The sequence below is a fragment of the Streptomyces sp. NPDC001351 genome, from assembly GCF_042896045.1.
Classification (GTDB): domain Bacteria; phylum Actinomycetota; class Actinomycetes; order Streptomycetales; family Streptomycetaceae; genus Streptomyces.
On record NZ_JBIAWS010000021.1, the window covers coordinates 1 to 25634 of the forward strand.

Annotated in this window: 17 protein-coding genes; 6 read left to right on the top strand and 11 right to left on the bottom strand. The window is 69.6% G+C overall.

Annotated elements, in window-relative coordinates:
* Positions 1 to 331 precede the first annotated feature (331 nt).
* The 3 genes from ACFY1U_RS45955 to thyX form a co-directional block, all read right to left on the bottom strand.
* A complete protein-coding gene (locus ACFY1U_RS45955) occupies positions 332 to 2017 on the bottom strand; it encodes a ribonuclease J (RefSeq protein ID WP_390700045.1) in 1686 nt (561 codons plus the stop codon).
* Between the two features lie 144 nt (positions 2018 to 2161).
* The gene (gene dapA, locus ACFY1U_RS45960) at positions 2162 to 3061 is read right to left on the bottom strand and encodes a 4-hydroxy-tetrahydrodipicolinate synthase (RefSeq protein ID WP_390700046.1); all 900 of its coding nucleotides are present in this window, start codon (positions 3059 to 3061) and stop codon (positions 2162 to 2164) included.
* 209 nt (positions 3062 to 3270) lie between these two features.
* The gene (gene thyX, locus ACFY1U_RS45965; protein WP_030945118.1) at positions 3271 to 4011 is read right to left on the bottom strand and encodes an FAD-dependent thymidylate synthase; all 741 of its coding nucleotides are present in this window, start codon (positions 4009 to 4011) and stop codon (positions 3271 to 3273) included.
* Positions 4012 to 4213: 202 nt separating this feature from the next.
* On the opposite strand from thyX, the gene ACFY1U_RS45970 reads away from it, so the two are divergent.
* On the top strand, positions 4214 to 4450 hold the full coding sequence (locus ACFY1U_RS45970) for a hypothetical protein (RefSeq protein ID WP_390700047.1): 237 nt from the start codon (positions 4214 to 4216) through the stop codon (positions 4448 to 4450).
* A gap of 90 nt (positions 4451 to 4540) precedes the next feature.
* Positions 4541 to 5092 (top strand): PH domain-containing protein, encoded by a 552-nt coding sequence (locus ACFY1U_RS45975; protein WP_390700048.1) that lies wholly within the window; start codon positions 4541 to 4543, stop codon positions 5090 to 5092.
* 112 nt (positions 5093 to 5204) lie between these two features.
* Here ACFY1U_RS45975 and ACFY1U_RS45980 read toward each other — a convergent pair whose 3' ends face one another.
* From ACFY1U_RS45980 to eccD, 7 genes are all read right to left on the bottom strand, one after another.
* Positions 5205 to 5657 carry a hypothetical protein gene (locus ACFY1U_RS45980; RefSeq protein WP_390700049.1) on the bottom strand — a complete coding sequence of 151 codons (453 nt, stop codon included), beginning with the start codon at positions 5655 to 5657 and terminating at the stop codon, positions 5205 to 5207.
* Positions 5658 to 5664: 7 nt separating this feature from the next.
* A complete protein-coding gene (gene dapB / locus ACFY1U_RS45985; protein ID WP_390700050.1) occupies positions 5665 to 6417 on the bottom strand; it encodes a 4-hydroxy-tetrahydrodipicolinate reductase in 753 nt (250 codons plus the stop codon).
* A 37-nt stretch (positions 6418 to 6454) separates the two neighbouring features.
* Positions 6455 to 7834 carry a M16 family metallopeptidase gene (locus ACFY1U_RS45990; RefSeq protein WP_390700051.1) on the bottom strand — a complete coding sequence of 460 codons (1380 nt, stop codon included), beginning with the start codon at positions 7832 to 7834 and terminating at the stop codon, positions 6455 to 6457.
* Entirely contained in the window at positions 7831 to 10050 is a 2220-nt protein-coding gene (locus ACFY1U_RS45995; RefSeq protein WP_390700052.1) for a polyribonucleotide nucleotidyltransferase, read from the bottom strand. Before ACFY1U_RS45995 ends, ACFY1U_RS45990 begins: the two co-directional genes overlap by 4 nt.
* Positions 10051 to 10364: 314 nt before the next feature.
* A complete protein-coding gene (gene rpsO, locus ACFY1U_RS46000) occupies positions 10365 to 10652 on the bottom strand; it encodes a 30S ribosomal protein S15 (RefSeq protein WP_067301615.1) in 288 nt (95 codons plus the stop codon).
* 185 nt (positions 10653 to 10837) lie between these two features.
* Positions 10838 to 12352 carry a PQQ-binding-like beta-propeller repeat protein gene (locus tag ACFY1U_RS46005; RefSeq protein ID WP_390700053.1) on the bottom strand — a complete coding sequence of 505 codons (1515 nt, stop codon included), beginning with the start codon at positions 12350 to 12352 and terminating at the stop codon, positions 10838 to 10840.
* Positions 12353 to 12478: 126 nt separating this feature from the next.
* Positions 12479 to 13942: a type VII secretion integral membrane protein EccD gene (gene eccD, locus ACFY1U_RS46010; RefSeq protein ID WP_390700054.1), complete on the bottom strand. Its 1464-nt coding sequence runs from the start codon at positions 13940 to 13942 to the stop codon at positions 12479 to 12481.
* A gap of 269 nt (positions 13943 to 14211) precedes the next feature.
* Between eccD and eccCa the strand changes: the two genes are divergently transcribed.
* The 3 genes from eccCa (at position 14212) to ACFY1U_RS46025 (ending at position 19063) form a co-directional block, all read left to right on the top strand.
* The gene (gene eccCa / locus ACFY1U_RS46015; RefSeq protein WP_390700055.1) at positions 14212 to 18156 is read left to right on the top strand and encodes a type VII secretion protein EccCa; all 3945 of its coding nucleotides are present in this window, start codon (positions 14212 to 14214) and stop codon (positions 18154 to 18156) included.
* Between the two features lie 149 nt (positions 18157 to 18305).
* A complete protein-coding gene (locus ACFY1U_RS46020) occupies positions 18306 to 18692 on the top strand; it encodes a hypothetical protein (RefSeq protein WP_390700056.1) in 387 nt (128 codons plus the stop codon).
* Positions 18693 to 18769: 77 nt separating this feature from the next.
* Complete coding sequence (locus ACFY1U_RS46025) at positions 18770 to 19063, top strand: DUF397 domain-containing protein (RefSeq protein WP_390700057.1); 294 nt, start codon at positions 18770 to 18772, stop codon at positions 19061 to 19063.
* Positions 19064 to 19126: 63 nt separating this feature from the next.
* Here the strand turns inward: ACFY1U_RS46025 and ACFY1U_RS46030 are convergent, their stop codons facing one another.
* Positions 19127 to 19561 (bottom strand): hypothetical protein, encoded by a 435-nt coding sequence (locus tag ACFY1U_RS46030; protein WP_390700058.1) that lies wholly within the window; start codon positions 19559 to 19561, stop codon positions 19127 to 19129.
* Positions 19562 to 19918: 357 nt separating this feature from the next.
* Here ACFY1U_RS46030 and ACFY1U_RS46035 point away from each other — a divergent pair, with 357 nt between their 5' ends.
* Positions 19919 to 25630 (top strand): toxin glutamine deamidase domain-containing protein, encoded by a 5712-nt coding sequence (locus tag ACFY1U_RS46035; RefSeq protein WP_390700059.1) that lies wholly within the window; start codon positions 19919 to 19921, stop codon positions 25628 to 25630.
* Positions 25631 to 25634 lie beyond the last annotated feature (4 nt).

Consider the following 25634-nt stretch of genomic DNA (forward strand, 5'->3'; position numbering starts at 1 on the left):
AAGGAACGGACGCTTCCTTTGTACTCACCCTCTCGGGCTTTCCTCCGGGCAGTTTCCCTTCGGTCTTGCGTTTCCGACTCTATCAGACCGTTTCCCGATCCGATTTCCTCGGTGCTTTCCAGGTTCCCGCTTTCGCGTTTCCCTTTCCGGCGGTTCCGACTTTATCAGAGATTCTGAGTCGGATTTCCCGCCCCGATCGGGGACTGGTTCCGGCGCACGAGGCAGCCGGGTTCCCGTTCTGGCGGAGCCGTAAACGTACTGGAGCGGGGCGCCCCGATGCAAATCGAGGCGCCCCGCTCCGGGTTCACACGTACGAGGGGTCGTACGCCCGTCAGACCTCCACCACGACGGGCAGGATCATTGGCCTGCGCCGATAGGTGTCGGAGACCCACTTGCCGAGGGTGCGGCGGATGAGTTGCTGCAGCTGGTGCGGCTCCACCACCCCGTCCTGCGCCGAGCGTTCGAGCACCTCGGTGATCTTGGGGGTCACCTCGCCGAAGGCCGAGTCCTCGATGCCCGAGCCGCGGGCCTGGATGTGCGGGCCGCCGGTGATCTTGCCGGTGGAGGAATCCACGACGACGAAGACCGAGATGATGCCCTCGTCGCCAAGGATCTTGCGGTCCTTCAGCGCCGGCTCGCCCACATCGCCGACCGAGAGCCCGTCGACGTAGACGTAACCCGCCTGGACCTTGCCCGAGATCTTGGCCTTGCCCTCGACGAGGTCGACGACCACGCCGTCCTCCGCGATGACGATGCGGTCGTGCGGGACACCGGTCAGGGCGCCCAACTCGGCGTTGGCGCGCAGATGGCGCCATTCGCCGTGGACCGGCATCAGGTTCTTCGGGCGGCAGATGTTGTAGAAGTACAGAAGCTCGCCCGCGGACGCGTGGCCCGAGACATGGACCTTCGCATTGCCCTTGTGGACCACGTTCGCGCCCCAGCGGGTCAGGCCGTTGATCACGCGGTAGACCGCGTTCTCGTTGCCGGGGATCAACGACGACGCCAGGATCACCGTGTCGCCGTCGACGATGCGGATCTGGTGGTCGCGGTTGGCCATGCGCGACAGGGCCGCCATGGGCTCGCCCTGCGAGCCCGTGCAGACCAGCACGACCTCGCTGTCGGGGAGGTCGTCGAGTGTCTTCACGTCGACGACCAGACCCGGCGGAACCTTCAGGTAGCCCAGGTCCCGTGCGATGCCCATGTTGCGGACCATCGAGCGGCCGACGAAGGCGACCCGGCGGCCGTACTCATGAGCCGCGTCCAGGATCTGCTGGATGCGGTGGACGTGGCTGGCGAAGCTCGCCACGATGATCCGCTTGCGGGCGCTCGCGAAGACCTGGCGCAGGACGTTGGAGATGTCACGCTCGGGCGGGACGAAGCCGGGGACCTCCGCGTTCGTCGAGTCGGCGAGGAGGAGATCGATGCCCTCCTCGCTCAGTCGTGCGAAAGCGTGGAGGTCCGTCAGGCGGCCGTCCAGCGGGAGCTGGTCCATCTTGAAGTCGCCGGTGTGGACCACCATGCCCGCGGGCGTGCGGATGGCCACGGCGAGGGCGTCCGGGATGGAGTGGTTGACCGCGACGAACTCGCAGTCGAAGGGGCCGACACGTTCGCGGTTCCCCTCCGCCACCTCGAGGGTGTACGGGCGGATGCGGTGTTCCTGGAGCTTCGCCTCGATGAGGGCGAGGGTCAGCTTGGAGCCGATCAGCGGGATGTCCGGCTTCTCGCGCAGGAGGTAGGGGACGCCGCCGATGTGGTCCTCGTGGCCGTGCGTGAGCACGATGCCCTCGATGTCGTCGAGGCGGTCCCGTACGGACGAGAAGTCCGGCAGGATCAGGTCGATTCCGGGCTGCTCCTCCTCGGGGAAGAGCACGCCGCAGTCGACGATCAGAAGACGGCCGCCGTACTCGAAGACCGTCATGTTTCGGCCGATCTCGCCGAGACCGCCGAGCGGGGTGACCCGTAGGCCGCCTTCGGGGAGCGGCGGGGGCGGGCCGAGTTCAGGATGCGGATGACTCAAAAGACTCTCCTCACCACACGCGCCACGTACCGGTGGGCACGTGGCGCGCGTGACGTTCGTGCGTGTAGCAGTTGTCGTTGTGGGGTGCGGGCACCGGTGGCCCGCTATTCAGTTGTGAAGTCTGTGGTGGTGCCAAGTCTGGTGTTAGAGCTGTACCCCGCCCGCAGCAAGATCGATCTTGAGCTGCGCGACCTCTTCGGGCGTGCACTCCACCATGGGTGCGCGCAGAGGGCCCGCGGGCAGGCCCTGGAGGGCGAGGGCGGCCTTCGTGGTCATGACGCCCTGGGTGCGGAACATGCCGGTGTAGACCGGGAGCAGCTTCTGGTGGATCTCGGTGGCCTTCTGGACGTCGCCGGAGACGAACGCGTCGACGAGGGCGCGCAGGTCCGGAGTGACCACGTGGCCCACGACCGAGACGAAGCCGACCGCGCCCACGGAGAGCAGCGGCAGGTTCAGCATGTCGTCGCCGGAGTACCAGGCGAGCCCGGAGCGCGCGATGGCCCAGCTCGCGCGGCCGAGGTCGCCCTTGGCGTCCTTGTTGGCCACGATGCGCGGGTGCTCCGCGAGCCGGACCAGCGTCTCGGTGTTGATCGGGACGCCGCTGCGCCCGGGGATGTCGTAGAGCATGACCGGCAGCTCGGCGGCGTCGGCGACCGCCGTGAAGTGCCGGTACAGGCCCTCCTGCGGGGGCTTGTTGTAGTACGGCGTCACGATCAGCAGGCCGTGTGCGCCCACCTTCTCGGCGGCCTGGGCCAGCGCGATGCTGTGGTGGGTGTCGTTGGTCCCGACGCCGGCCACGACGTGGGCGCGGTCGCCGACCGCCTCCAGTACGGCTCGTACGAGCTCCGATTTCTCCGCGTCACTGGTGGTGGGGGACTCGCCGGTGGTGCCGTTGACGATCAGGCCGTCGTTGCCTGCGTCCACCAAGTGGGTGGCGAGCCGCTGCGCGCCGTCGAGGTCGAGTGCGCCGTCCGCCGTGAAGGGCGTGACCATGGCGGTGAGGACCCGCCCGAAGGGGGTCTGCGGAGTCGAGGTCGGAGCCATGGGTAACACGCTACTCGGTGCTCAATGCGTGGTCTGCCCTTGGGGTACGGGATAAGTCCGGACAAATGCGGAGCCCGGTACTGCCTGCTCGGGGGTTCAAGCAGTACCGGGTCCGTTTGATCAGGCTAGATGAACTTCTCCAAATGCCGCAATACGGACACCTCGCGAGGCTGACTGTACATCCGCGCCCGGCCGGGGAACGCGGGGCGCTACGGTGCCACGCGGCCGTTCGCATTGAAGGCGGCGTAGGTGAGCGGCATGAGCCTGGCCCACTCGGCCTCCATCTTCTCGCCCACCATCTCGATCTCCCGCTGCGGGAAGGACGGGACCTTCGCCAGCTCGTGCTGGGTGCGCAGGCCGAGGAAGTGCATCAGCGAGCGGGCGTTGCAGGTGGCGTACATGGAGGAGAAAAGACCGACCGGGAGGACCGCACGGGCGACCTCGCGGGCGACGCCGGCGGCGAGCATCTCCTGGTACGCCTCGTACGCCTGGCGGTACGAGTCCTCCATGACGCGGCCGACCAGTTCCTGCTGGGCCTGGGTGCCCTCCACGAAGACGTACTTTCCGGGGCGGCCCTCCTGGACGAGCTTCCGGGACTCGTCGGGCACGTAGAAGGCGGGCTGGAGCTGGCGGTACCGGCCCGATTCCTCGTTGTACGACCAGCCGACGCGGTGCCGCATGAACTCGCGGAAGACGAAGATCGGGGCGCTGATGAAGAAGGTCATCGAGTTGTGCTCGAACGGGCTGCCGTGCCGGTCGCGCATCAGGTAGTTGATCAGGCCCTTGGAGCGCTCGGGGTCCTTGCCCAGCTCGTCCAGGGACTGCTCGCCGATGGTCGAGACGCGGGCGGCGAAGAGCACGTCGGCGTCGGACGCGGTGTGCTTGACCAGCTCGACGGTGACGTCGCTGCGGAAGCTGGGCTTGAGGTCGTCGGCGGGGGTATCGGTCACGACTCGGAGGGTCCCTTCCATCACTTCTCTCGGGCGGCGCCCACTCTACGACCCGGCACTGACAACGGGGCGTTCGGTGCCGGGTCGCGACATACGCCGGCGAATTTCTGTGAATTCGGCGAAACCGGGCACCTTTTGGGGCACTCGACCGTCTGTGTAGGTGACAGTCACTCGTTCGATCCCGAGAGGAGAAGCTCCCCTCATGTTCCGTCGGCGTGAACCCGTCCCGTTCGCCTTCGTCGCCGAAGCCGACAGGTTCCGCAGCAATGTCGCTCCCCCGCCCCGTCAGCGGGCGTCCGCCGGTCAGATAGCCGGGCGCTGGCTGCTGGGACTCACCATCGTCGCCGGACTGGTGGGCGCGCTGGTTCTCGGTATGCCCGCGCTGTCCAGTCCCGCTTCCACGCCGGCTCAGCAGTCACAGGCCTCCCAGGGGCACTGACTCCATCCGGACCCCACGAGTGGTGGCCAGGAACACAGGCGGATAACCTCACCGGGCACAGCCCATGCATGGATTGAGTGAGGACCAGCCGTGCCCCTGCCCTTCCTGACGGCCGACCGTGCCTATGAGCCAGCGGACGACGCGCTGCCCTTCGACGACCGTGACCGCTGGCGGCGGCCCTACCGTCCCGGGCCATGGCGCGTGGGTGTGGCGGCCCTGTGGCTGCTGCTCGCCTCCTTCGTGCTGTTCGCCGCGGTCATCATCGCGTTCACCGCTTCGGCCTCCGAGGCCGGTGTGGTCTTCGGCGTCGCGCTGGCCGTCATCGCGGGTTCCCTCAGGCTGCTGCGCGTGGGTGTGTGGGTGAGTGCGCGCGGGCTGCGCCAGGTGGGCTTCTTCGGGACGCGTACGACGCCGTGGGAGCGGGTCGCCGCCCTGCGGACGGTTCAGCAGCCGGTGCGCTGGCTCGGGCTGCCGCGCACGGTCCAGGGGCAGGCCCTGATCCTCGTACGCAGTGACCGTCCGGCGCAGGACGCGCCGGTCCTGCTGACCACGCACAACGCCGACTTCGTGGCGCGCGCCGGGTCCTTCGACCGCGCTGCGGACACGATCGAGGCGTGGGCGGCGGAGAACAGGCGCGGCTGACCGAACGGCGCCGGGTGCCGGTGCGGCCCGGGGGCCGGGTCGGGCGCTGCTCGCTGAGAGGTGCCCCCCTTGTGCGGGACGGGTGCGGCCCCAGCGGCGCGACGGCCCGCAGCTACGCTTCGACGGGCCTTCCGTCGTGCAGGGCGATGGCACGTTGCATCGCCTTGCGGGCGCGTGGGGTGTCGCGGGCGTCGTGGTAGGCGACGGCGAGGCGGAACCAGCTGCGCCAGTCGTCGGGAGCCGCTTCCGTCTCGGCCTTGCGCCTGGCGAAGACCTCGTCGGCCGAGTCGCGGTCGATACGGCCGCCGGGGGTGCGCTTCAGCTCGTCGACGGGCAGGCCGCCCTCGGCGTCGAGTTCGGCGGCGAGGGCGTTGGCCTTGCGGACGAACTGGGTGTTCTTCCACAGGAACCACAGGCCGATCACCGGCAGGATCAGCACCGCCACCCCGAAGGTGACGGTGAGGACCGTGCCGGACTGGATGAGCATGACGCCGCGGCTGCCGACCAGGACGAAGTAGAAGACCAGGACGGCGGCCGTTATGGCGTAGGACAGCTTGGCTCGCATGACGGTGTCAGCCCAGGTCCAGGAAGTGTTCCAGCCCGAAGGTCAGGCCCGGGGCGGTCACCACGCGGCGGGCGCCGAGCAGGATGCCCGGCATGAAGCTGCTGTGGTGGAGCGAGTCGTGCCGGACGGTCAGCGTCTCGCCCTCTCCGCCGAGCAGGACCTCCTGGTGGGCGAGCAGGCCGCGCAGGCGGACGGAGTGCACGGGGACCCCGTCGACGGTGGCGCCGCGGGCCCCGTCCAGGGCGGTCTCCGTGGCGTCCGGCGCCGGGGCGGTGCCTGCGGCGCGGCGCGCCTCGGCGATGAGCTGGGCCGTGCGCGTGGCGGTTCCGGAGGGGGCGTCGACCTTCTTCGGGTGGTGCAGCTCGATGACCTCGACGGACTCGAAGTAGGGCGCGGCGATCTGCGCGAACTTCATCGTCAGTACGGCGCCGATGGAGAAGTTGGGCGCGATCAGCACGCCCGTCTCCGGGGAGGCGGCCAGCCAGCCGCCCAGCTGCGCGAGGCGCTCGTCGGTCCAGCCCGTCGTACCGACGACCGCGTGGATGCCGTGGCCCACGCAGTACTCGAGGTTCTCCATCACCGAGGCGGGCGTGGTCAGTTCGACGGCGACCTGGGCGCCGGTCTCCGCCAGCGTCTCCAGCTTGTCGCCGCGGCCGAGGGCGGCCACCAGCTCCATGTCCTCGGCCGCCTCGACGGCCCGTACCGCCTCCGAGCCGATCCGGCCCTTGGCACCGAGGACCGCCACGCGCAGCTTGCTCATCTTCTTGCTTCCTAGGGGGAGGACTTACCAGGGGGATTTACGCGACCGCTTCGTGCAGACGGGACGCCTGCTTGTCCTTCAGCGGGCCGATGACCGACAGCGAAGGCCGCTGTCCCAGGATGTCGCGCGCGACCGAGCGGACGTCGTCCGGGGTGACCGAGGCTATCCGGGCCAGCATGTCGTCGACGGACATCTGCTCGCCCCAGCACAGTTCGCTCTTGCCGATACGGTTCATCAGCGCGCCCGTGTCCTCCAGGCCCAGGACCGTCGAACCGCGGAGCTGGCCGATGGCGCGGCCGATCTCTTCGTCGGACAGGCCGTGCTCGGCGACGTGGTCGAGTTCGTCGCGGCAGATCTTCAGCACGCCGTGGACCTGCGAGGGCCGGCAGCCGGCGTACACGCCGAACAGGCCGCAGTCGGCGAAGCCCGAGGTGTACGAGTACACGCTGTAGGCCAGGCCGCGCTTCTCGCGGACCTCCTGGAACAGGCGGGAGGACATGCCGCCGCCGAGGGCCGTGTTCAGCACGCCGAGGGCCCAGCGGCGCTCGTCGGTGCGGGCGAGGCCCGGCATACCGAGGACGACATGTGCCTGTTCGGTCTTGCGGCCGAGCAGTTCGACGCGGCCCGCGGTGCGGATGGTGCGGCTGCCGTCGCGCGGGGCGATGGGGGCCGCCGCGTCGTTCTTGAAGGCGCCCGCCTTCTCGAAGGCCGCGCGGACCTGTCGTACGACCTTGTTGTGGTCGATGTTGCCGGCGGCCGCCACGACCAGGTGGGTGGGGTCGTAGTGCTTCTTGTAGAAGCGGCGGATGCGGTCCGCGGTGAGGGCGTTGACGGTGTCGACCGTGCCGAGGACGGGGCGGCCGAGGGGGTTGTCGCCGAACATCGTGTGCGCGAACAGGTCGTGCACACAGTCGCCCGGGTCGTCCTCGGTCATCGCGATCTCTTCGAGGATCGCGCCGCGCTCGACGTTGACGTCCTCCTCGAGTATCAGCGAGCCCGTGAGCATGTCGCAGACGACGTCGATGGCGAGGGGCAGGTCGGTGTCGAGCACGCGCGCGTAGTAGCACGTGTACTCCTTCGCCGTGAACGCGTTCATCTCGCCGCCGACCGCGTCGATGGCGGAGGAGATGTCCAGCGCGCTACGGCGGGAGGTGCCCTTGAAGAGCAGGTGCTCCAGGTAGTGCGTGGCGCCGTTCAGGGCCGGGGTCTCGTCGCGGGAGCCGACGTGCGCCCAGATGCCGAAGGTCGCGGAGCGGACCGAGGGCAGGGTCTCGGTGACGATGCGCAGACCGCCCGGGAGGGTGGTCTTGCGGACCGTGCCGATGCCGTTCTCGCCCTTGATGAGGGTTTGGGTACGGGCGACGGCCCGCGCCTCCGAGGAGGTGCGGGCCGTCGCCTCGAAGCCACGGGGCGTCACTTGTCGCCGTCGTCCTTCTTGTCGTCGTCGCCTTCTTCGCCCTCGATGACCGGGATCAGGGAGAGCTTGCCGCGGGAGTCGATCTCGGCGATCTCGACCTGGACCTTCTGGCCCACGCCGACGACGTCCTCGACGTTCTCCACGCGCTTGCCGCCCGCGAGCTTGCGGATCTGCGAGATGTGCAGCAGACCGTCCTTGCCCGGGAGCAGCGACACGAACGCACCGAAGGTCGTCGTCTTCACGACGGTGCCCAGGTAGCGCTCGCCGACCTCCGGCATGGTCGGGTTGGCGATGCCGTTGATCGTGGCGCGGGCGGCCTCGGCGGCCGGGCCGTCGGCGGCACCGATGTAGATGGTGCCGTCGTCCTCGATCGTGATCTCGGCGCCGGTGTCCTCCTGGATCTGGTTGATCATCTTGCCCTTGGGGCCGATGACCTCACCGATCTTGTCCACGGGGATCTTGACGGTGATGATCCGCGGGGCGTTCGGGGACATCTCGTCCGGGGTGTCGATCGCTTCCATCATCACGTCGAGGATGTGGAGGCGGGCGTCACGGGCCTGCTTGAGGGCCGCGGCCAGGACGGAGGCCGGGATGCCGTCCAGCTTGGTGTCCAGCTGGAGCGCGGTCACGAACTCCTTGGTGCCGGCGACCTTGAAGTCCATGTCGCCGAAGGCGTCCTCCGCACCGAGGATGTCGGTGAGGGTGACGTAGTGCGTCTCGCCCTCGATCTCCTGGGAGATGAGGCCCATGGCGATACCGGCGACGGGGGCCTTCAGCGGCACACCGGCGTTCAGCAGCGACATGGTGGAGGCGCAGACCGAGCCCATGGACGTCGAGCCGTTGGAGCTCAGCGCCTCGGAGACCTGGCGGATCGCGTAGGGGAACTCCTCGCGCGTCGGCAGGACCGGCACGAGAGCGCGCTCGGCGAGGGCGCCATGGCCGATCTCGCGGCGCTTCGGGGAGCCGACGCGGCCGGTCTCGCCGGTGGAGTACGGCGGGAAGTTGTAGTTGTGCATGTAGCGCTTGCGGGTCACCGGGGAGAGGGTGTCCAGCTGCTGCTCCATACGGAGCATGTTGAGGGTGGTGACGCCCAGGATCTGGGTCTCGCCACGCTCGAACACCGCGGAACCGTGCACGCGCGGGATGGCCTCGACCTCGGCGGCCAGGGTGCGGATGTCGGTGACACCGCGGCCGTCGATGCGCTTCTTCTCCTTGATCACGCGCTCACGGACCAGCTGCTTGGTGAGCGAGCGGTACGCGGCGGAGATCTCCTTCTCGCGGCCCTCGAACTCCGGCAGGAGCTTCTCGGCGGCAAGCGCCTTGACGCGGTCCAGCTCGGCCTCGCGCTCCTGCTTGCCGGCAATGGTCAGCGCGGAGGCGAGCTCCGGCTTGACGGCACCGGTGAGCGCCTCCAGGACGTCGTCCTGGTAGTCGAGGAAGATCGGGAACTCGCCGGTCGGCTTGGCGGCCTTCGACGCCAGGTCGGCCTGGGCCTTGCAGAGCACCTTGATGAAGGGCTTCGCGGCTTCCAGACCGGCGGCGACGACCTCCTCGGTCGGGGCCTCGGCGCCGCCCTTGACCAGCTGGATGGTCTTCTCGGTGGCCTCGGCCTCGACCATCATGATCGCGACGTCGCCGTCCTCCAGGACGCGGCCCGCGACGACCATGTCGAAGACGGCGTCCTCGAGCTCGGAGTGCGTCGGGAACGCGACCCACTGGTTGTTGATCAGCGCGACGCGGACGCCGCCGATCGGGCCGGAGAAGGGCAGACCGGCCAGCTGCGTGGACGCGGACGCGGCGTTGATCGCCACGACGTCGTACAGGTGGTCGGGGTTGAGGGCCATGATCGTGGCGACGACCTGGATCTCGTTGCGCAGGCCCTTCTTGAAGGACGGGCGCAGCGGGCGGTCGATGAGCCGACAGGTGAGGATCGCGTCCTCGGAGGGGCGGCCCTCACGGCGGAAGAAGCTGCCGGGGATCTTGCCGGCGGCGTACATCCGCTCCTCGACGTCCACCGTCAGCGGGAAGAAGTCGAGCTGGTCCTTGGGGTTCTTGGAGGCGGTGGTGGCCGACAGCACCATGGTGTCGTCGTCCAGGTACGCCACGGCGGAGCCGGCGGCCTGCTTGGCCAGGCGGCCCGTCTCGAAGCGGATGGTGCGGGTGCCGAAGGAGCCGTTGTCGATGACGGCCTCGGCGTAGTGGGTCTCGTTCTCCACTAGCGTTTTCTCCGATACTTTTCGTCTTTTGTCCTTGTCTGCCCGTGTGGCAGGAGGACCGTCACGGAGAAGCGCTCCACTGGTGCGGGCCGGTCTTCGATCGAAGCACCCGGGGCTCACTTCCCCCGGGGGCCACTACCGAGGACCGGCGGCGGCGAGGTGCGCTTCTCGCTGTGTCGTACGTCTTGCGTTGTGCTACCACACTACAAAGGGGCAGTGACACTCCGCATGTTTCCGTACGTACGGACGTTTCCGCACGTACGGCAAAGGGAGCGGTCCCGACCCTTCGGGAACCGCTCCCCCTGCACGGCGTCCTACTTGGCGCCCGCCGCACCACGGCGGATGCCGAGGCGGTCGACCAGCGTACGGAAGCGCTGGATGTCCTTCTTGGCGAGGTACTGCAGCAGGCGACGGCGCTGACCGACCAGGATCAGCAGACCACGACGGGAGTGGTGGTCGTGCTTGTGGGTCTTGAGGTGCTCGGTCAGGTCCGAGATCCGGCGCGAGAGCATGGCGACCTGGACCTCGGGGGAGCCGGTGTCGCCCTCCTTCTGGCCGAACTCGGTGATGATCTGCTTCTTCGTTGCGGCGTCGAGCGACACTCGTACTCCTCGTAGTCTTCAAAGTTGCCACCGAGTGCCCCCGGTCTTTGTCTCGGGGGAGCTTCCGTTACTCGGGAGGCGGGGATCCGCTGGGCGCGGCCTCCAGGTCCTGCAGGTGAACCTGCGGGGGCTCCGGGGGTGCGTACACAAACGGCCGTCACACAGGGTACCAGCCGGTGGGGCCGCTACTTCACGGCCATGCTCTCGATGCCCAGGACGAGATACACCCACTTGGGCTGCCCCTTGGCGGGTCCGTCGACCTTCTTGACGCCGAAGAAGACGCGGCCGTCCTGGACGACGATGTCGTTGTAGTCCGTCATCGTCATCAGATCGGCCTCCTGGGGGAGGTCGAAGTAGAGGTACGGGGTCTCCGTGCCGGTCCGCGGGTCCAGGCTGACCAGTCCCGAGGGCATGACGTGCTGGTCGGTCACGCGTACGGCGAGGAGTCTGCCGCCGCTCATCCGGACCGGGTACAGCAGGGAGCCGGGGCCGGAGTCGTACTTCTTGGTGGTCTTTCCGGTCGTCAGGTCGAAGCCGATGATCCAGTTGGAGTTGATCAGCTCGCCCGAGTCCTTGCTGCGCAGGAAGACCTGGCCGTCGCCGACGGCGATGGTCGGGCAGTCCTCGGTGTTCAGGTAGTCGTCGTACGAGCACTCGCCGACGTAGGTGCCGTTCTGGAGGCGGATGACGGCGCGGGGCTTGCCCGAGGTGCCGAGGGAGAGCATCTCGGAGATGCCGATCCCGCCGGCCTGGACGGCGAGCACGGGCGGCTCGGCGGAGGGGATGTTCAGGTCGCGGATGCCCTTCGCGGCGGCGTACGTCCACAGGACCCTGCCGGTTGCCGGGTCCACCTTGCGTGCCTTGTAGGTGGTGGCGTCCGTCGAGTCGGCGGGGGCCTTGTCGTTCCAGCACTGCTGGCGGACGAGCAGGGCGCCTCCGCCCGCCGCGCCCATGTCCTGGCAGGAGCCGGCGGAAATCGTCTCCCACGCGCGCGTGCCGTCCTTCATGCGGTACGCGTCCGTGCCGCCGCCCCAGGTGACGACGACCGTGCCGTGCACCAGGGTCACGCTCGGGGTGTCCTGCGAGTCGCCGCCCGTCGCCATGCCGTGGCCGTCGCCCAGTTCGGAGACGGGGAAGTCGGCGTCCCAGATCTCACGGCCGTCGTCGAGGTCGAAGAAGGCCACGTGGTTGCAGAAGGCGTTGCCCCGGTCGTTGGCGCGGAAGAGGACGGCCGTGCGGTGGTCGTTGGTCACGTGGCGGGTGTAGCCGCAGATCGGGCCGTCGAGGGGCAGCTTCCACTTCTCGTCGCCGGGGGCGGCGTCGGTGCCTATGCGCAGGCCGACAACCGTCTTGTTGATGCCCTTGGCGATGATCTTGTCCGTGGCCCACATGCCGGGCATCTGGTAGTGCTCGCCCGGGCTGAGGTCGTCCACGGAGAAGCGGAAGGCCATCTTTCCGGTGGGGCTCGCGGGCCTCTTCTCGACGGTCTCCCTGATGTCGAGCGGTCCCTGGCGGGTGGCCGCGCCGTTCGAGGTCTTCGCGCCGCCGGCACCCCACAGGAGCCAGCCGCCGGTGCCGAGGGCCGCGACCAGCACGAGTGCGAGCAGCGCCAGGGGCCACTTCGGGCGGCGCTTCTGCAGTGGCGGCTGTGCGGGCGGGGCGGGCTGGGCGTACATGGGAGGGGGCGGGCCGAAGCTCACGCGCGGGTCCTTTTCCTGTGGAGTTTTCCTGTGCACGGGGGCGCGGATTCCGTTGCAGTGCTCACGCCGACGCCCCACGCCCTGCGTGCAGGGTGTGGGGCGTGGAGGTGTGCAGGCGGGCGGGTCTCAGTTCCCGATGCCGCCGCGGACCTTGCCGTAGACGTCGAGGACCGCCAGGCAGACCGGGACCAGGGAGAGCAGGACCAGCGAGTCCGCGAGGTCGAGCATGCGGCCCCAGAACGGGGAGAGGCCCTTCTGCGGCACGATCAGGGCGATCGCGATCAGGAGCAGCACACCGGCCGCGACCGAGGCACCGAGCCACAGGGTCCGTACGTTGACCGGGCCGTGGTTGTTCTGGAGCAGCTGGATGATGATGTCGGCCGGCGGTGAGATCGCAAGGCCGAGGACCAGCAGGCCGAGCGTGACGACACCGGCCACGAACAGGCAGGTGACCTGGGCGGTGTAGCGGAACAGACGTGCCCGCAGCATCGCGGCGAGGCCGGTGCACAGGGCCAGCAGCTGGGCCCAGCCGCTGTCGCTGAAGCCGAGTACCGCGCCGCCCGCGCCCACGATGACGGCGGCGCAGCCACCGACCAGGCCGAGCAGCAGTTCGTGGCCGCGGCTGGTCTGGGCGACGATGCGCTGGACGTCGACGGCCTCGAGGTCGCCCTCGCGGCCCTCGCGGCGGGCCCGGGCGAGGTCCTCGGGGTTGCGGAAGCCGATCGGCAGCTTGGCGAACCGGGCCGACCAGCCGGGCAGGAAGCCGACGACCGCCAGGGCGACCACCGAGGTACCCGCGGCGATCTCCCGCGGCGCCGCATCCGTGAGCACACCGCAGAACACGGCGAGCGTGCCGATCGCGGAGGCCAGCGCGGCGGCCACGAACGGGGCGTCGCCCTGCGGCAGCAGCATGATCAGTACGACGGAGAGCAGCAGTACGGCGACGCAGCCGACGAGGAACTGGAGCCTTCCGGGGCCTTCGTGCGCGCCCTGCGCGAGGACGCCGGAGCCCGCGATGAGCGCGTGCGGCAGCGCCGAGATGCCGAGCGCGACGGCGGAGCCCCGGTCGTCGTACACCCGGGCCCGTACACCGGCGAGTGCCGTCAGGCCGAGCGCGGTCACGCCGGCGAGGATGCCCTGCAGGCCGTGCATGTCGTGCCGGATCGGGTCCGCGAACCAGAAGACGAAGCCGAGCATGACCAGCAGCAGCGAACCGGCGACGAGACCGGCCACCCGCATCAGGTTGTCGTTCCAGCTGCGGATGTCCTGCTTGACCGCGGCGGCGATGGCGTCCACGACGTCGTCGTGGACGGCCGGCGGCAGGGAGTCGGCGAAGGTCCGCAGCAGCAGCACCTCGCCGTCCCTGACCCGGTGCTCCAGCAACGATCGGCTCGCGTCGAGCACCTGACCCTCGCGGGTCACCAGGTGATAACCGGCGAGACTGGTGTCCGACTGGGCCAGGCCCGAGAGCCTGATGATCTCAGGAAAGAGGTCCTGGATCGGCAGGTCCTCCGGCAGCGCGACATCGACTCGGCTGTCCGGCGCTGCGATGGTGATTCGGCAGAAACCTGTCGAAGTCCCCGTGCTCACCTGGTGTTCCCCCTGTTGGACAAGGCTGCTTCATGCAGTTCGTACGACGCGAAGCGCCACCCTATCCCTAGCCGTACGGGGTGTTGGGGCTGCCTCCCTCAATTCTCCCCTTACCCCCTCCGCATCTCCATCCTCCTGGCTCTCCTGCGGTCCGAGGGCATCAGTAGGATCGACGCCAACGCGAACGACGCCTACGCGAACGGGAACACGTCGCGGTACACGGGGGCGTCGATGCCAGGACGTTTCAATCACGAAGGATGAGTGCATCGGTGAGCGTCGTCATCATCAAACGGCCACCGCGGATACCACCCCCGGTGGTACCGGACGGCGAGGTCAAACTGGAGACGCCCCCCGAGATCCCTCGTGAGGGCGACGAGAGCATGCTGATGAACCTGCTGCCCATGATGGGCATGCTGGGTTCCGTCGGCTTCTTCTTCATGCCCAACCTCCCCCCTTACATGAGGGTGGTCGGCGGGCTGATGCTCGCCTCGACGCTGGCCATGGCCATCGCGCAGTTCGCCAAGTCCCGGCAGGGCGGCGGCGCCGGGATGGCGCAGGACCGTCGTGACTACTTCCGCTATCTGGAGCAGGTCCGCAAGGACGTGCACAAGACGGCCGAACTGCAGCGGCGCAGCCAGCTCTTCCAGCACCCGGACCCGGAGCAGCTGTGGGCGGTGGCGGCCGACGGCAAACGCCTGTGGGAGCGGCGCCCGACCGACGCGGACTTCGCCTCGGTACGGATCGGCCGCGGCGTCCAGCAGCTGAACACGCCGCTCGTCGCCCCGGACACGGCGCCCAAGGAGGAGCTGGAGCCGCTGACCGCGGCGGCCATGAAGGCGTTCCTCGACGCCCACGGCAGCCTGCACGACCTGCCGGTCTCCATCTCGCTGCGCGCCTTCTACCACGTGACGATCTGCGGCGACACGGACACGGTCTACGGCAACGCCCGCGCGACCATTTCCCAGTTGGCGACGCTGCACTCGCCGGAAGACCTGATGGTCGCCGTGGTGGCACACCCGTCCGCGGCGGCGGACTGGGACTGGATCAAGTGGCTGCCGCACAGCCAGCACCCGAAGGCCAAGGACGGGGCGGGCTCGGCCCGGCTCCTCTTCGACGACCTCGGGGAGCTGGAGGAGGCGCTGGCGGGCCAGTTGGACGACCGGCCCCGCTGGAACCGTGAGGCGACCCCCGTCTACGACCAGCCGCATCTGATCGTGGTCCTCGACGGCGGCACCGTGCCGCCGGACTCCGAACTCGCCAGTTCCGAAGGGCTCCAGGGCGTCACCTTCCTGGAGATCGCCCCGGGCGAGCTGGAGGAGGAGCTGCGCGCCGGTCTGACGGCGTATGTGAAGCCGGAGCGGATGCAGCTGTTCGTCGGCCACGAGTCGGCGTACACCGGCAAGCCCGATGTGCTGAACCCGGAGCAGGCCGAGTCCCTGGCGCGGCAGCTGGCGCCCTTCCGGGTCGGTTCCGCGGAGGAGGGCGAACCCCTGCTCTCCAACCTGGACTTCACCGACCTGATGGGCATCGGCGACGCGGGCACCGTCGAGGTCTCCCGCACCTGGCGGCCGCGCACGCTGCACGAGCGGCTGCGGGTGCCGATCGGTGTCGGCGAGAACGGCGAGCCGGTCATGCTGGACCTCAAGGAGGCCTCGCAGGAGGGCATGGGCCCGCACGGCCTGTGCGTCGGCGCGACCGGCTCCGGCAAGTCCGAGGTGCTGCGCACGCTGGTGCTCGGTCTCGCGGTGACGCACTCCTCGGAGACCCTGAACTTCATCCTCGCGGACTTCAAGGGCGGCGCGACCTTCGCGGGTATGGCGGACATGCCGCACACCGCGGCCGTCATCACCAACCTCGCGGACGACCTCACCCTCGTCGACCGCATGCGCGACTCGATCATGGGTGAGACGCAGCGCCGCCAGGAGCTGCTGCGCTCGGCCGGCAACTACGCCAACCTGCACGACTACGAGAAGGCCCGGGCCGCCGGCGCCGCCCTCGAACCGATGGCGTCGCTGGTGATCGTGCTCGACGAGTTCTCCGAACTCCTCACCGCCAAGCCCGACTTCATCGACATGTTCATCCAGATCGGCCGTATCGGCCGTTCGCTGGGCATCCACCTGCTGCTGGCCTCGCAGCGCCTGGAGGAGGGCAAGCTGCGCGGCCTGGACACCTACCTCTCGTACCGGATCGGTCTGCGGACCTTCTCCGCCGCCGAGTCGCGTACGGCGATCGGTGTCCCGGACGCCTACCACCTGCCGTCGATCCCCGGTTCCGGTTATCTGCGCTACGACACCGACACCATGGTCCGCTTCAAGGCGGCGTACGTGTCGGGGCCGTACCACGGCGAGGGTCCCTCCCGGGTGCACCGCTCGACGCAGCTGCGGCCCGCGCTGTTCACGGCGGAGCATGTGGCGCTGCCCCCGCAGCCGGTGGTCGAGGAGCCGGAGCCCGACAACCGGGTGGACGACGCGCTCGCCGACACCGTCCTGGACGTCCTCGTCAGCCGGATGGTCAACCAGGGACCGCCCGCCCACCAGGTGTGGCTGCCGCCGCTGGAGGAGGCGCCCTCGCTGGAGCAGCTCCTGCCCCAGCTCGCCGTCCACCCGGAGCGCGGCCTGACCGCGCCCGACTACACGGCGCTGGGCCGGCTCAATGTGCCGGTCGGCCTGGTGGACAAGCCGTTCGAGCAGCGGCGCGACGTGCTGTACCGGGACTTCTCCGGCGGTGCGGGCCACGGTCTGTTCGTGGGCGGTCCGCAGTCCGGCAAGTCGACGCTGCTGCGTTCGCTGATCTCCTCGTTCGCGCTCACCCACACTCCGTCCGAAGTGCAGTTCTACTGCCTGGACTTCGGCGGTGGCACTCTGATCGCGATGGAGGACCTGGCGCACGTCGGCGGGGTCGCCAACCGTCTCGACGCCGAGAAGGTGCGCCGTACGGTCAGCGAGGTCGAGGGGATCCTCAACGCACGCGAGGAGTACTTCCGCGCGAACAACGTCGACTCGATCCAGACCTACCGGCAGCGCCGGGCCGCGGGCCATCTGCCCGACCAGATCTGGGGTGACGTCTTCCTCGTCATCGACGGCTGGGCCACCTTCAAGACGGACTACGAGCTGCTGGAGTCCACCGTCACGGAGATCGCGACGCGCGGTCTCGGCTTCGGTGTGCACGTGATCCTGACCGCGAGCCGCTACACCGAGGTGCGGCCCGCGCTCAAGGACATGCTGCAGAACCGCATCGAGCTCAGGCTCGGTGACCCGACGGAGTCCGAGGTCGACCGCAAGATCGCGCAGAACGTCCCGGCGGCGGTACCGGGCCGCGGTCTGACGCAGGACAAGCTGCACTTCATGACCGCTCTGCCCCGGGTCGACGGCTCCTCGGCGACCGAGGACCTGTCCGAGGCGACGTCGATCCTCATCCGCGGCATCAACGACAACTGGCAGGGCAACCACGCCCCGGCCGTACGACTGCTGCCCACCATGCTGCCGTCGGACCGGCTGCCCAAGGGGTTCGAACACCCGGACCGCGGTGTCGCCATCGGCATCGACGAGTCCTCGCTCGCGCCGGTCTTCGTCGACTTCGAGACCGACCCGCTGTTCATCGTGTTCGGTGAGAGCGAGTCCGGTAAGTCCGCGATGCTGAGGCTGCTCATCAAGCAGATCACCGAGCGCTACACGCCGGACCAGGCGAAGATCGTCATGGGTGACTACCGGCGTGCGCACCTGGAGGGCGTGCCCGACTCGCATCTGTCGCGGTACTGCGCCTCGGCGCCCGCCCTGACGGAGACGCTGGAGGGCCTCGCCGGTTCGATGCACCGGCGTATGCCGGGCCCGGACGTCACGCCCGAGCAGTTGCGCAACCGCTCCTGGTACAGCAGCCCGGACGCCTTCGTCATCGTCGACGACTACGACCTGGTGGCGACCGGCGTGAACCCGCTGGCCCCGCTCCTGGAGTACCTGCCGTTCGCCCGTGACGTCGGTCTGCGCATCATCATCGCGCGCTCCTCGGGCGGCGCCAGCAGGTCGCTGTACGAGCCCGTGATGCAGCGGATGCGCGAACTCGGCGCCCAGGGTCTGGTGCTGTCCGGCGACCGGTCGGAGGGTGCGCTGCTCGGCAACATCACCGCATCCCAACTGCCGCCCGGACGCGGGTACTTCCACACGCGGCGACGCGGTGGACAGCTGATTCAGACGGGCTGGCTGCCGGCCCGGTTCTGAGGCTCCGGTTGCGGCTGTGGCTGCAGGAGGGGGCGGTACCCGCGCGGGTGCCGCCCCCTCCTGCGTTGTCAGTGCGGGCCGCTATGGTGGCGTTGCAGGAGAGAACTTGAACGGACGAGCCACGGGGGGCAGTTGTGCCGTCGGACCAGATGGATTCCGATCCCGAGGTCCTCAAGACCGAGGGCTTCACCATGTACTCGGTCGGCCAGGACTTCTCGAAGGCCGTGACCGCGCTGCAGAACGGGCTGACCGCGCTGGAACAGGGCGACACCCCGCCGTGGGGCGACGACGACATCGGCGAGAAGTTCGGTGTCGCCTACGAGGGTCTGCGCGACGGCATGTACCAGTCGATGGGCAGCCTGGCGGAGCGGCTGGCGGGCATGGGCGTCGCCTTCACCAAGATGGGCGTGGCCCACGAACAGAACGAGGCCGAGCAGGTCGACATCTGGCGGAAGACGACCGCCGAGTTCGACGGTCAGGTGAAGCTGCCGCCCGGGGTATCACAGACCATGGTCGTCAAGACGCAAAACACCTGATCCGCGGCGGATGCGTGGTGCCCGCACGTAGGCTGAGACGCGTACGTGGTTCACATGTCAGGAAGAGGCCCCGCACCATGGCGGAGACGGCAGAACAGATCAAGGCGCGCAAGGAGCGGGAGCGGGACGAGCTGTACGCCCTCGACATCTCCGGCGTGGAGTGGCACAGCGCGCCCGGTACCGAGGAGCACGAGGAGCGGGTCGAGATCGCGTACCTGCCCGAGGGCGCCGTGGCCATGCGGTCGTCCCTCGATCCCGACACGGTGCTGCGGTACACCGAGGCGGAGTGGCGGGCGTTCGTGCTGGGCGCGCGGGACGGGGAGTTCGACCTGGAGCCCGCCCCGCACAACGGCGGGGTTTCGGCCGAATAGGCACTGCGGCCCCGCACCCCCGAGGGTCGGGGCCGAGCACGGCGCCGCCGGTGGATGCGGTGATCAGTACAGCGAGAAACCGCCGCTGTGACGGCCCTGGTTCTTCTTGCCGGTGGGTGACGACTGGCCCTCCGCCTCCGACCTCCTCGGCTCGGACGGGTCACCGGGCCGGCTTGCGCCGGTCAGCGGCTCACCGTGTCTGACCTGGTCGCGTTCCTCCTCGGAGAGCGACTCCCACTGGCCGCGCAGGGATGCCATGCCGCCGCCCAGGGCGTGGGCCACCGCGGGGTCGTCGAGGGCGTCGCGCAGGGGCAGACGGCCGGAGAGCAGCTTCTTCGCCGCGTCCTGGAGGTCCTTTCCGACGCCGTCGTTCTCGGACAGCTTGCGCAGCGCGGAGTTCAGGGAACGTATCTGCTCCGGTTCGAGTGCCTCGTCCAGCACGCCTCGCTCCGGCGAAGAGCCGGACGGGGTCGGTGAGTTCTCGGGCCGCATGGTCATGTCGCTCCGCTTCTCTCGCCGGCGTCGTCTCTCGGACGTCCTCGGGCACCGGCAGTATCTCGCGTCACGGGCGGGTGTCATGCGGGCGGCCGCACGACCCGGACATCGGCGACTGCAGCTCCCCCGAGGCCGAGTACAAGACGGCCCACAAGCTGCCCGGCAACTACCTGAAACGCGCCGAACACACCGTCAGGATCTGCACAGGACCTGCGATGGATTTGTGACAGCAGCCCTCTGAAGTTGTCCACGAGTGATTCCGTAAGCTTTGCCAACGGCTGTACTTCTGTGTGACTTCCCTTGACCGATGAGGGAGTTGTACGGCCGTGTCATCTGACGGGGGGACTTTCTGCTGTGTCCATGATGCTGCCGAACGAGCTCGAATGGGTTCTCGAGATGCTCGGCTACAACTGGCCGACGGCAGACGAGGACAAGCTGAAGGACTGCGCCAAGCTGTGGCGGAAGTTCGGCGACGACGTCACCGAACTGCACACCAAGGCGAACACCAGCGCCCGCCAGGTGGTGGCCCACAACGCCGGTGAGTCGATCGACGCGTTCACCAAGACGTACGCCAAGTTCGACGGCGGGGGCGGTGGCGGGTACCTCCAGAACGCCGCCCAGGCCGCGTACATCATCGCGACCGTACTGGAGGCGTGCGCCTACCTCGTCGAGTTCGCGAAATGGGCGGTCATCGCCCAACTCATCGCTCTGGCCATCGAGATCGCCGCGGCCCAGGCCGCCGCGCCCTTCACCTTCGGTCTGTCCGAGGTCGGCGCGCTGGGCGCGACCCAGGCCGCCCGGCTGATCGTGCGCCGGCTCCTCAAGGAGCTCAAGGACGCGCTGCTCGAGGCGATCGTCGAGGCGATGAAGGAGCCCGCGATCTCGATGATCGAGGCGATCATCACCGACCTGATCCGCCAGACGGTGAACGTCGGCTTCGGCGCCCAGGAGGGCTACGACCTCGCCACCACCGCCAAGCAGGGCGCCAACGCCGGCTGGGACGCCATCAAGCAGACCCCGCAGACCCTTGCCGAGGGTGTGCGGGACAGCCTGGGCGAGAAGGCGGGGCATCGGGCCCACCATGCGATCGACAGCCGGATCGACGGGCATGGGTCGCCGGGGAGCGACGGCGGGCACGGGGAGGAGGGCGAGGGCTCCAACTCGCCGGAGAACTCTGGCAGTTCAGACAGTTCAGATAGTTCACATGCTTCCGGCAGTGATGGGGATGCGGACTCGTCTTCCGGCTCCGGTTCGGGTTCCGACTCCGGCTCGCGCTCCGACGGCTCCGATTCCTCGGTGGCGGGCTCCTCCACGTCGACGCATTCGAGCAGCGATGTGGGCTCGCACATAGGTGGCGGGATATCCGCCGACACCGGCGGCAACAACATCGGCGGGCTGGAGGTGGGTGCCGGCCCGGGCTCCGACTCGGGATCGGACTCCGGGGCCGGGTCCGGGTCCGGGTCCGATTCAGGGACCGGCCCCGAGGGCGCGGGCCCGACACTCTCCCACTCGGGTCCGACCCTGTCCGACTTCGACGACCCGTCGCCCGGCGGGGCGCACTCCGGTGGCCCCGACACCGGGGGGTCGTCCGACGGTCCGGTTTCCACCGGCGGCCCGTCCCACTCCGGCGGCGGCTCTTCCGTGTCCGGTCTGTCGTCGCCGTCGGTGCACACCGTGCCGGCCTCCGCTTCGTCCGGGGGGACGTCGGCGCCGACGGGCGGCCACGGCTCGATCGGAACGTCGATCGACAGCTTGGCCGCGACCGCGCCCACGCACACCAACGCGGCGCCCACTTCTGCGCCTTCGCCGGGCGATACGTCGTCGGGGGGCGCCGGTGGCGGCCGTGCGGACGGTGGACCGGCGGGCATGCCGGCCTCGCCCGTGGCGCCTTCTGTGGGGGGCGCTGCGGGTGGTGCGCATCAGGGCGGGGGTACGTCGTCGTCCGGCGGCGCAGGCCCGTCCGGGTCGAGCCCGAGCAGCCCAGCGCCCAACTCCGGTACGGCAAAGAGCAGTTCGGCAGGCACTGCCTCACCCACGGGGTCGGGGCCCGCATCCACGCCGAGTCCCACTCCGTCCACGGCGCCTCGGAGCGCTCCGGCCTCCACGCCCACGCCTACGCCTACGCCCACGGCTTCGGCGGACGGCCGGGTGGCCGGCACGGCGGGGGTCGGGCTTTCGGGCCCGGGGAACGGCCGCCTCTCCGGCACGGCGAGTGCCGGAGTCCCGGGTGCCGGGGACGGGCGTGCGTCCGGCACCCCGGACGGTCGTACCTCCGGCACACCGGACGGGCGGATACCGGGCCAGCGCACGCCGCCCGGGAGTACGACGCCGGGTGACGGTACGAGGCCGGGCGACGGCACCACGTCCCGCAACAACCCCGGTGACGGTACGACGCCCCGCCAGACGCCCGGTACGAGGCCGGGGGACGGCGCCACGCCTCGGGGCAGCACCCCGGGCGACGGCACCACTCCGCGCAGCACGTCACCGGGCGACGGCACCGTGCCCCGTGGCACCACGGACCCGACCGGCAGCACTCGTACCAACACCCCGGGGCAGACGCCGGGCACGAGCACCTCGAACCCGAGCTCATCACCGTCGCCGTCCCCCAGTACCTCGTCGACGTCCACCGGCACCTCCACGACGGCGCCCTCCACCTCGACCGGCACGGGTTCCGGATCCGGTTCCCACTCCAACTCCGACTCCGGTTCCGGCACGGGCTCGAACCCCTCGGCGTCGGGCAGCCGTACCCCCAACTCCTCGAACTCCAACCAGCCCGGCCCCGCCGCGCAGGGCACGCCCGGCAGCACCGGCACCACTCCTCCCGGCAGACCGCCCCAGGAGCCGTCGGGCGGCTCGCCCAACGGTCCGCAGCAGCCGGCCGCGCAGTCCAACGCACCGGCGCAGAACACCCCGCCCGGCAACCCGCAGCAACAACAGCACCAGCAGCAAGTGACCCCGGTCCCGGTCCACACCGTCATCCGGACCCCGGGTACCGCCGCCTCGCCGTCGCACGCGACGGGCTCCGCCTCGCCGCAGGCGCCGGGTTCTCCGCAGGCAACCCCGGGAAACCCGAACCACCAGCAGCACCCGCAGCAGGACAGCCTCCAGGACATCCGTTCCGACCTGGACCACTACCCGGGCGGCCTGACCGATCCCGACCCCGCCGACCAGCAGGCGCTGGACAACGCCGTCCCGCGCAACGAGGACGGCACCCCGCAGCGCTTCCCCGACCCCTTCGAGGGCAACTGGTCCCAGCTCCAGAACGACGGCGGCGTCCACGTCCCCGGCCGCAGCAACAACTGCGCCGACTGCTCCCGTTCGTTCCTGGAGACCTGGTACGGAAACCCGCAGGTCTCGGCGCCGCGCACCCTCGACACCGACGCGAACGGCAAGCCGGACCACTGGTCGCCCGAGGACAACGCGAACGACAACCAGATCCGCTGGACCGGCGCCGCCCACACCTACGCCGGTCCCGGCGGCGACCCCAACACCGCCAGCAACATCGCCGACACCCTCCAGCAGGCCGGTCCCGGCTCGGCAGCCATCGTCCAGGTCGACTGGCCCGGCGGAGGCGGCCACGCCTTCAACGTGGTCAACCACAACGGCAACATCGTCTGGGTCGACACCCAGAGCGGCCAGGTCAGCAGCCAGCCCCTGCACATCGATCAGGCGGCGCACGTGTGGCACATCCCGCTGGACGCCGACCGCAACCCGATCGACACCAGCCAGCCGCAGACGAACGGCTCGGAGAGCCAGAGCGGCGAGTCGCAGAACGAGAACGGCGACGGCTCCCAGCCGGACAGCGCCGCCCAGAACAACGGGCAGCCGGAAAACGGCCAGGACCCGCAGAACGAGGTCACGGCCGACCCTCCGAAGCAGGACGACGACACCGACACGGGAACCGACGCCCCCGCGGCGGCGGACCAGGCCTCCTCGGCCGACGCCGACCCCGCCCAGCCGTCGACGGCCGACCCGAACACCTCGTCGCCGGACCCGACGAACACCGAGCCCGGCGACGAGCACGGCCGCCCCCGGAGCGAGACACCGAGCACCCCGGACCAGCAGGCGCACCCGAGCGAGGCGGCGCATACCGACGAGCGGGACCACACTCCCCGCAAGGACGAAGAGCAGCCGACCGCGACGACCGAAGCTTCGTCCCGGCCCGACACCGCTGAGGAGCAGCGGCCACCCGCGCACACCACGTCCGACGCCACCGACAACGGCTCGCCGGACAAGACCACCACCCCCGCCCGAACCGATCCGGCCACCCCGAACGACCCCACCACGGACCGGCACACACCTCACCGGACCACCGCGCCTTCGGACCCGCGTAGCACCGACCCGCGCACCACCGACCCGCGCACCTCGGATCCCCGTGCCCAGGACCCGCGGGCGTCCGACCCTCACAGCCCGGATCCCCGCGCGCACGATCCCCGCGCGTCCGATCCCCGCGCGTCCGATCCCCGTACGTCCGATCCCCGTACGTCCGATCCCCGTACGTCCGATCCACGCGTCCAGGACCCGCGCACCTCGGACCCGCAGACGAATACCCCGCCACGGAAAAGCCCGGAGACCGACGAGCGGTCCGACGGACGGCGCCGGGACAACGAGCCGATACCGGACCGGGAACACCCCGATCACGCCGAAGACCCGCGGCCGGCGGCACCGGACGCGGGCCGGCCCGACAGCTCGGACCACACTCGTCCCGAGGGCCCGGACCAGTCCCCTGCCGACGACCACCGCGACCACCGCGACCACCGCGACCACCGCGACCGCCCCGGCAACATGACCAAGGACTCCGTGGTTCCCCCGCGCGAGAGCCCGCCGGACGGCAGGAGCGCCGATGCGGCCCACTACGTCAAGGATTCCGTCAACGGGAAGAAGCCGCTGTACGGCGGCATCGCCGCCGAGCAGTCGGCGCAGCCGTCCAGGCCCGCGCACCCGGAACACCCGTCCGGTCCGGCGGAGCCCGCAGGCGACGGTTCGGGCGACCCGGACCAGCGCAGGCAGCGTGATCTGGACATGCTCGCGCGGGCCAATTCGAACGACCCGAAGGACAGGGACTGGTTCGAGAAGTACTACCACCCGAGGAGCGGCTACCGCCGGAGCGTGACCGCACCCGCCGAGGACGGCCGTCCCGTCCCGCAGTTGCATCCCACGAACGATCCGAACGCTCCCTGGATGCTGGCCAAGGACGCACCGGAAGCCGATCCGGAGTCGTACATCGACGGGGGCGCGGATTCGGGTGAGCGGCACACGGAGATCTCCGACGACAACCTGAAGCGGCTCGACCGGGCCGCCAAGGAACGTCAGGATGCGATCGACGCCGACAACCAGCCGCACAAGGACCGCAAGGCGGCCAAGGACGCCTACGAGGCGAACAAGACCCCGGAGAACCTGAAGAAATTCGAGGAAGCCGACGCGAGGCACAGTCCTCTGCACGGGAAGATGACGCGGGCCAGTGAGGAGTATGGCGAGGCCGTCGCCGAGCACCACGTGATGCCCCGGCACTTCCCGGACTACGACCGCGTCGACGACCGGGCCATGGGAAACAACCGGTTCGACCAGATCTACCGGGACCCGAACACCGACCCGCCCCACTTCGTCGTCGTGGAGGCCAAGGGCTCCCTGACCGCCGATCTCGGCGAACGGCGGGGGCTCGCGCCGGAGACCGGCTCCGACCAGTCCGTTTCACCGGACGATCCGGGCCAGGACCAAGGCGACGGCGCGCGGAACGACGACGGCCAGGACAGCCAGAACGCTCCGGGTCCCGGTGTGCCGAGGGTCCGGCAGGGCACTCGCGCGTACTTTGAGACGATCCTGCACGAGATGGATGCGCGCGCACGCCGGAACCTGGACACGGCCCAGACCGACGCCGATTTGGATGCCGCCAGAGCGGAGCGGCAACTGGCACGCGACCTCAGGAAGGCGCTGGAAGCGGACCCGTCGCGGGTGAAGTACATACTCGTCAAGGGCCACTCCTCCGGGGGCGAGCACCAGGGTTACGAGATGAAGCAGTTCGACATCAGAACGGAAGAAGAGAAGGCACGCGATGCAGATTCCGCGACATGATTTC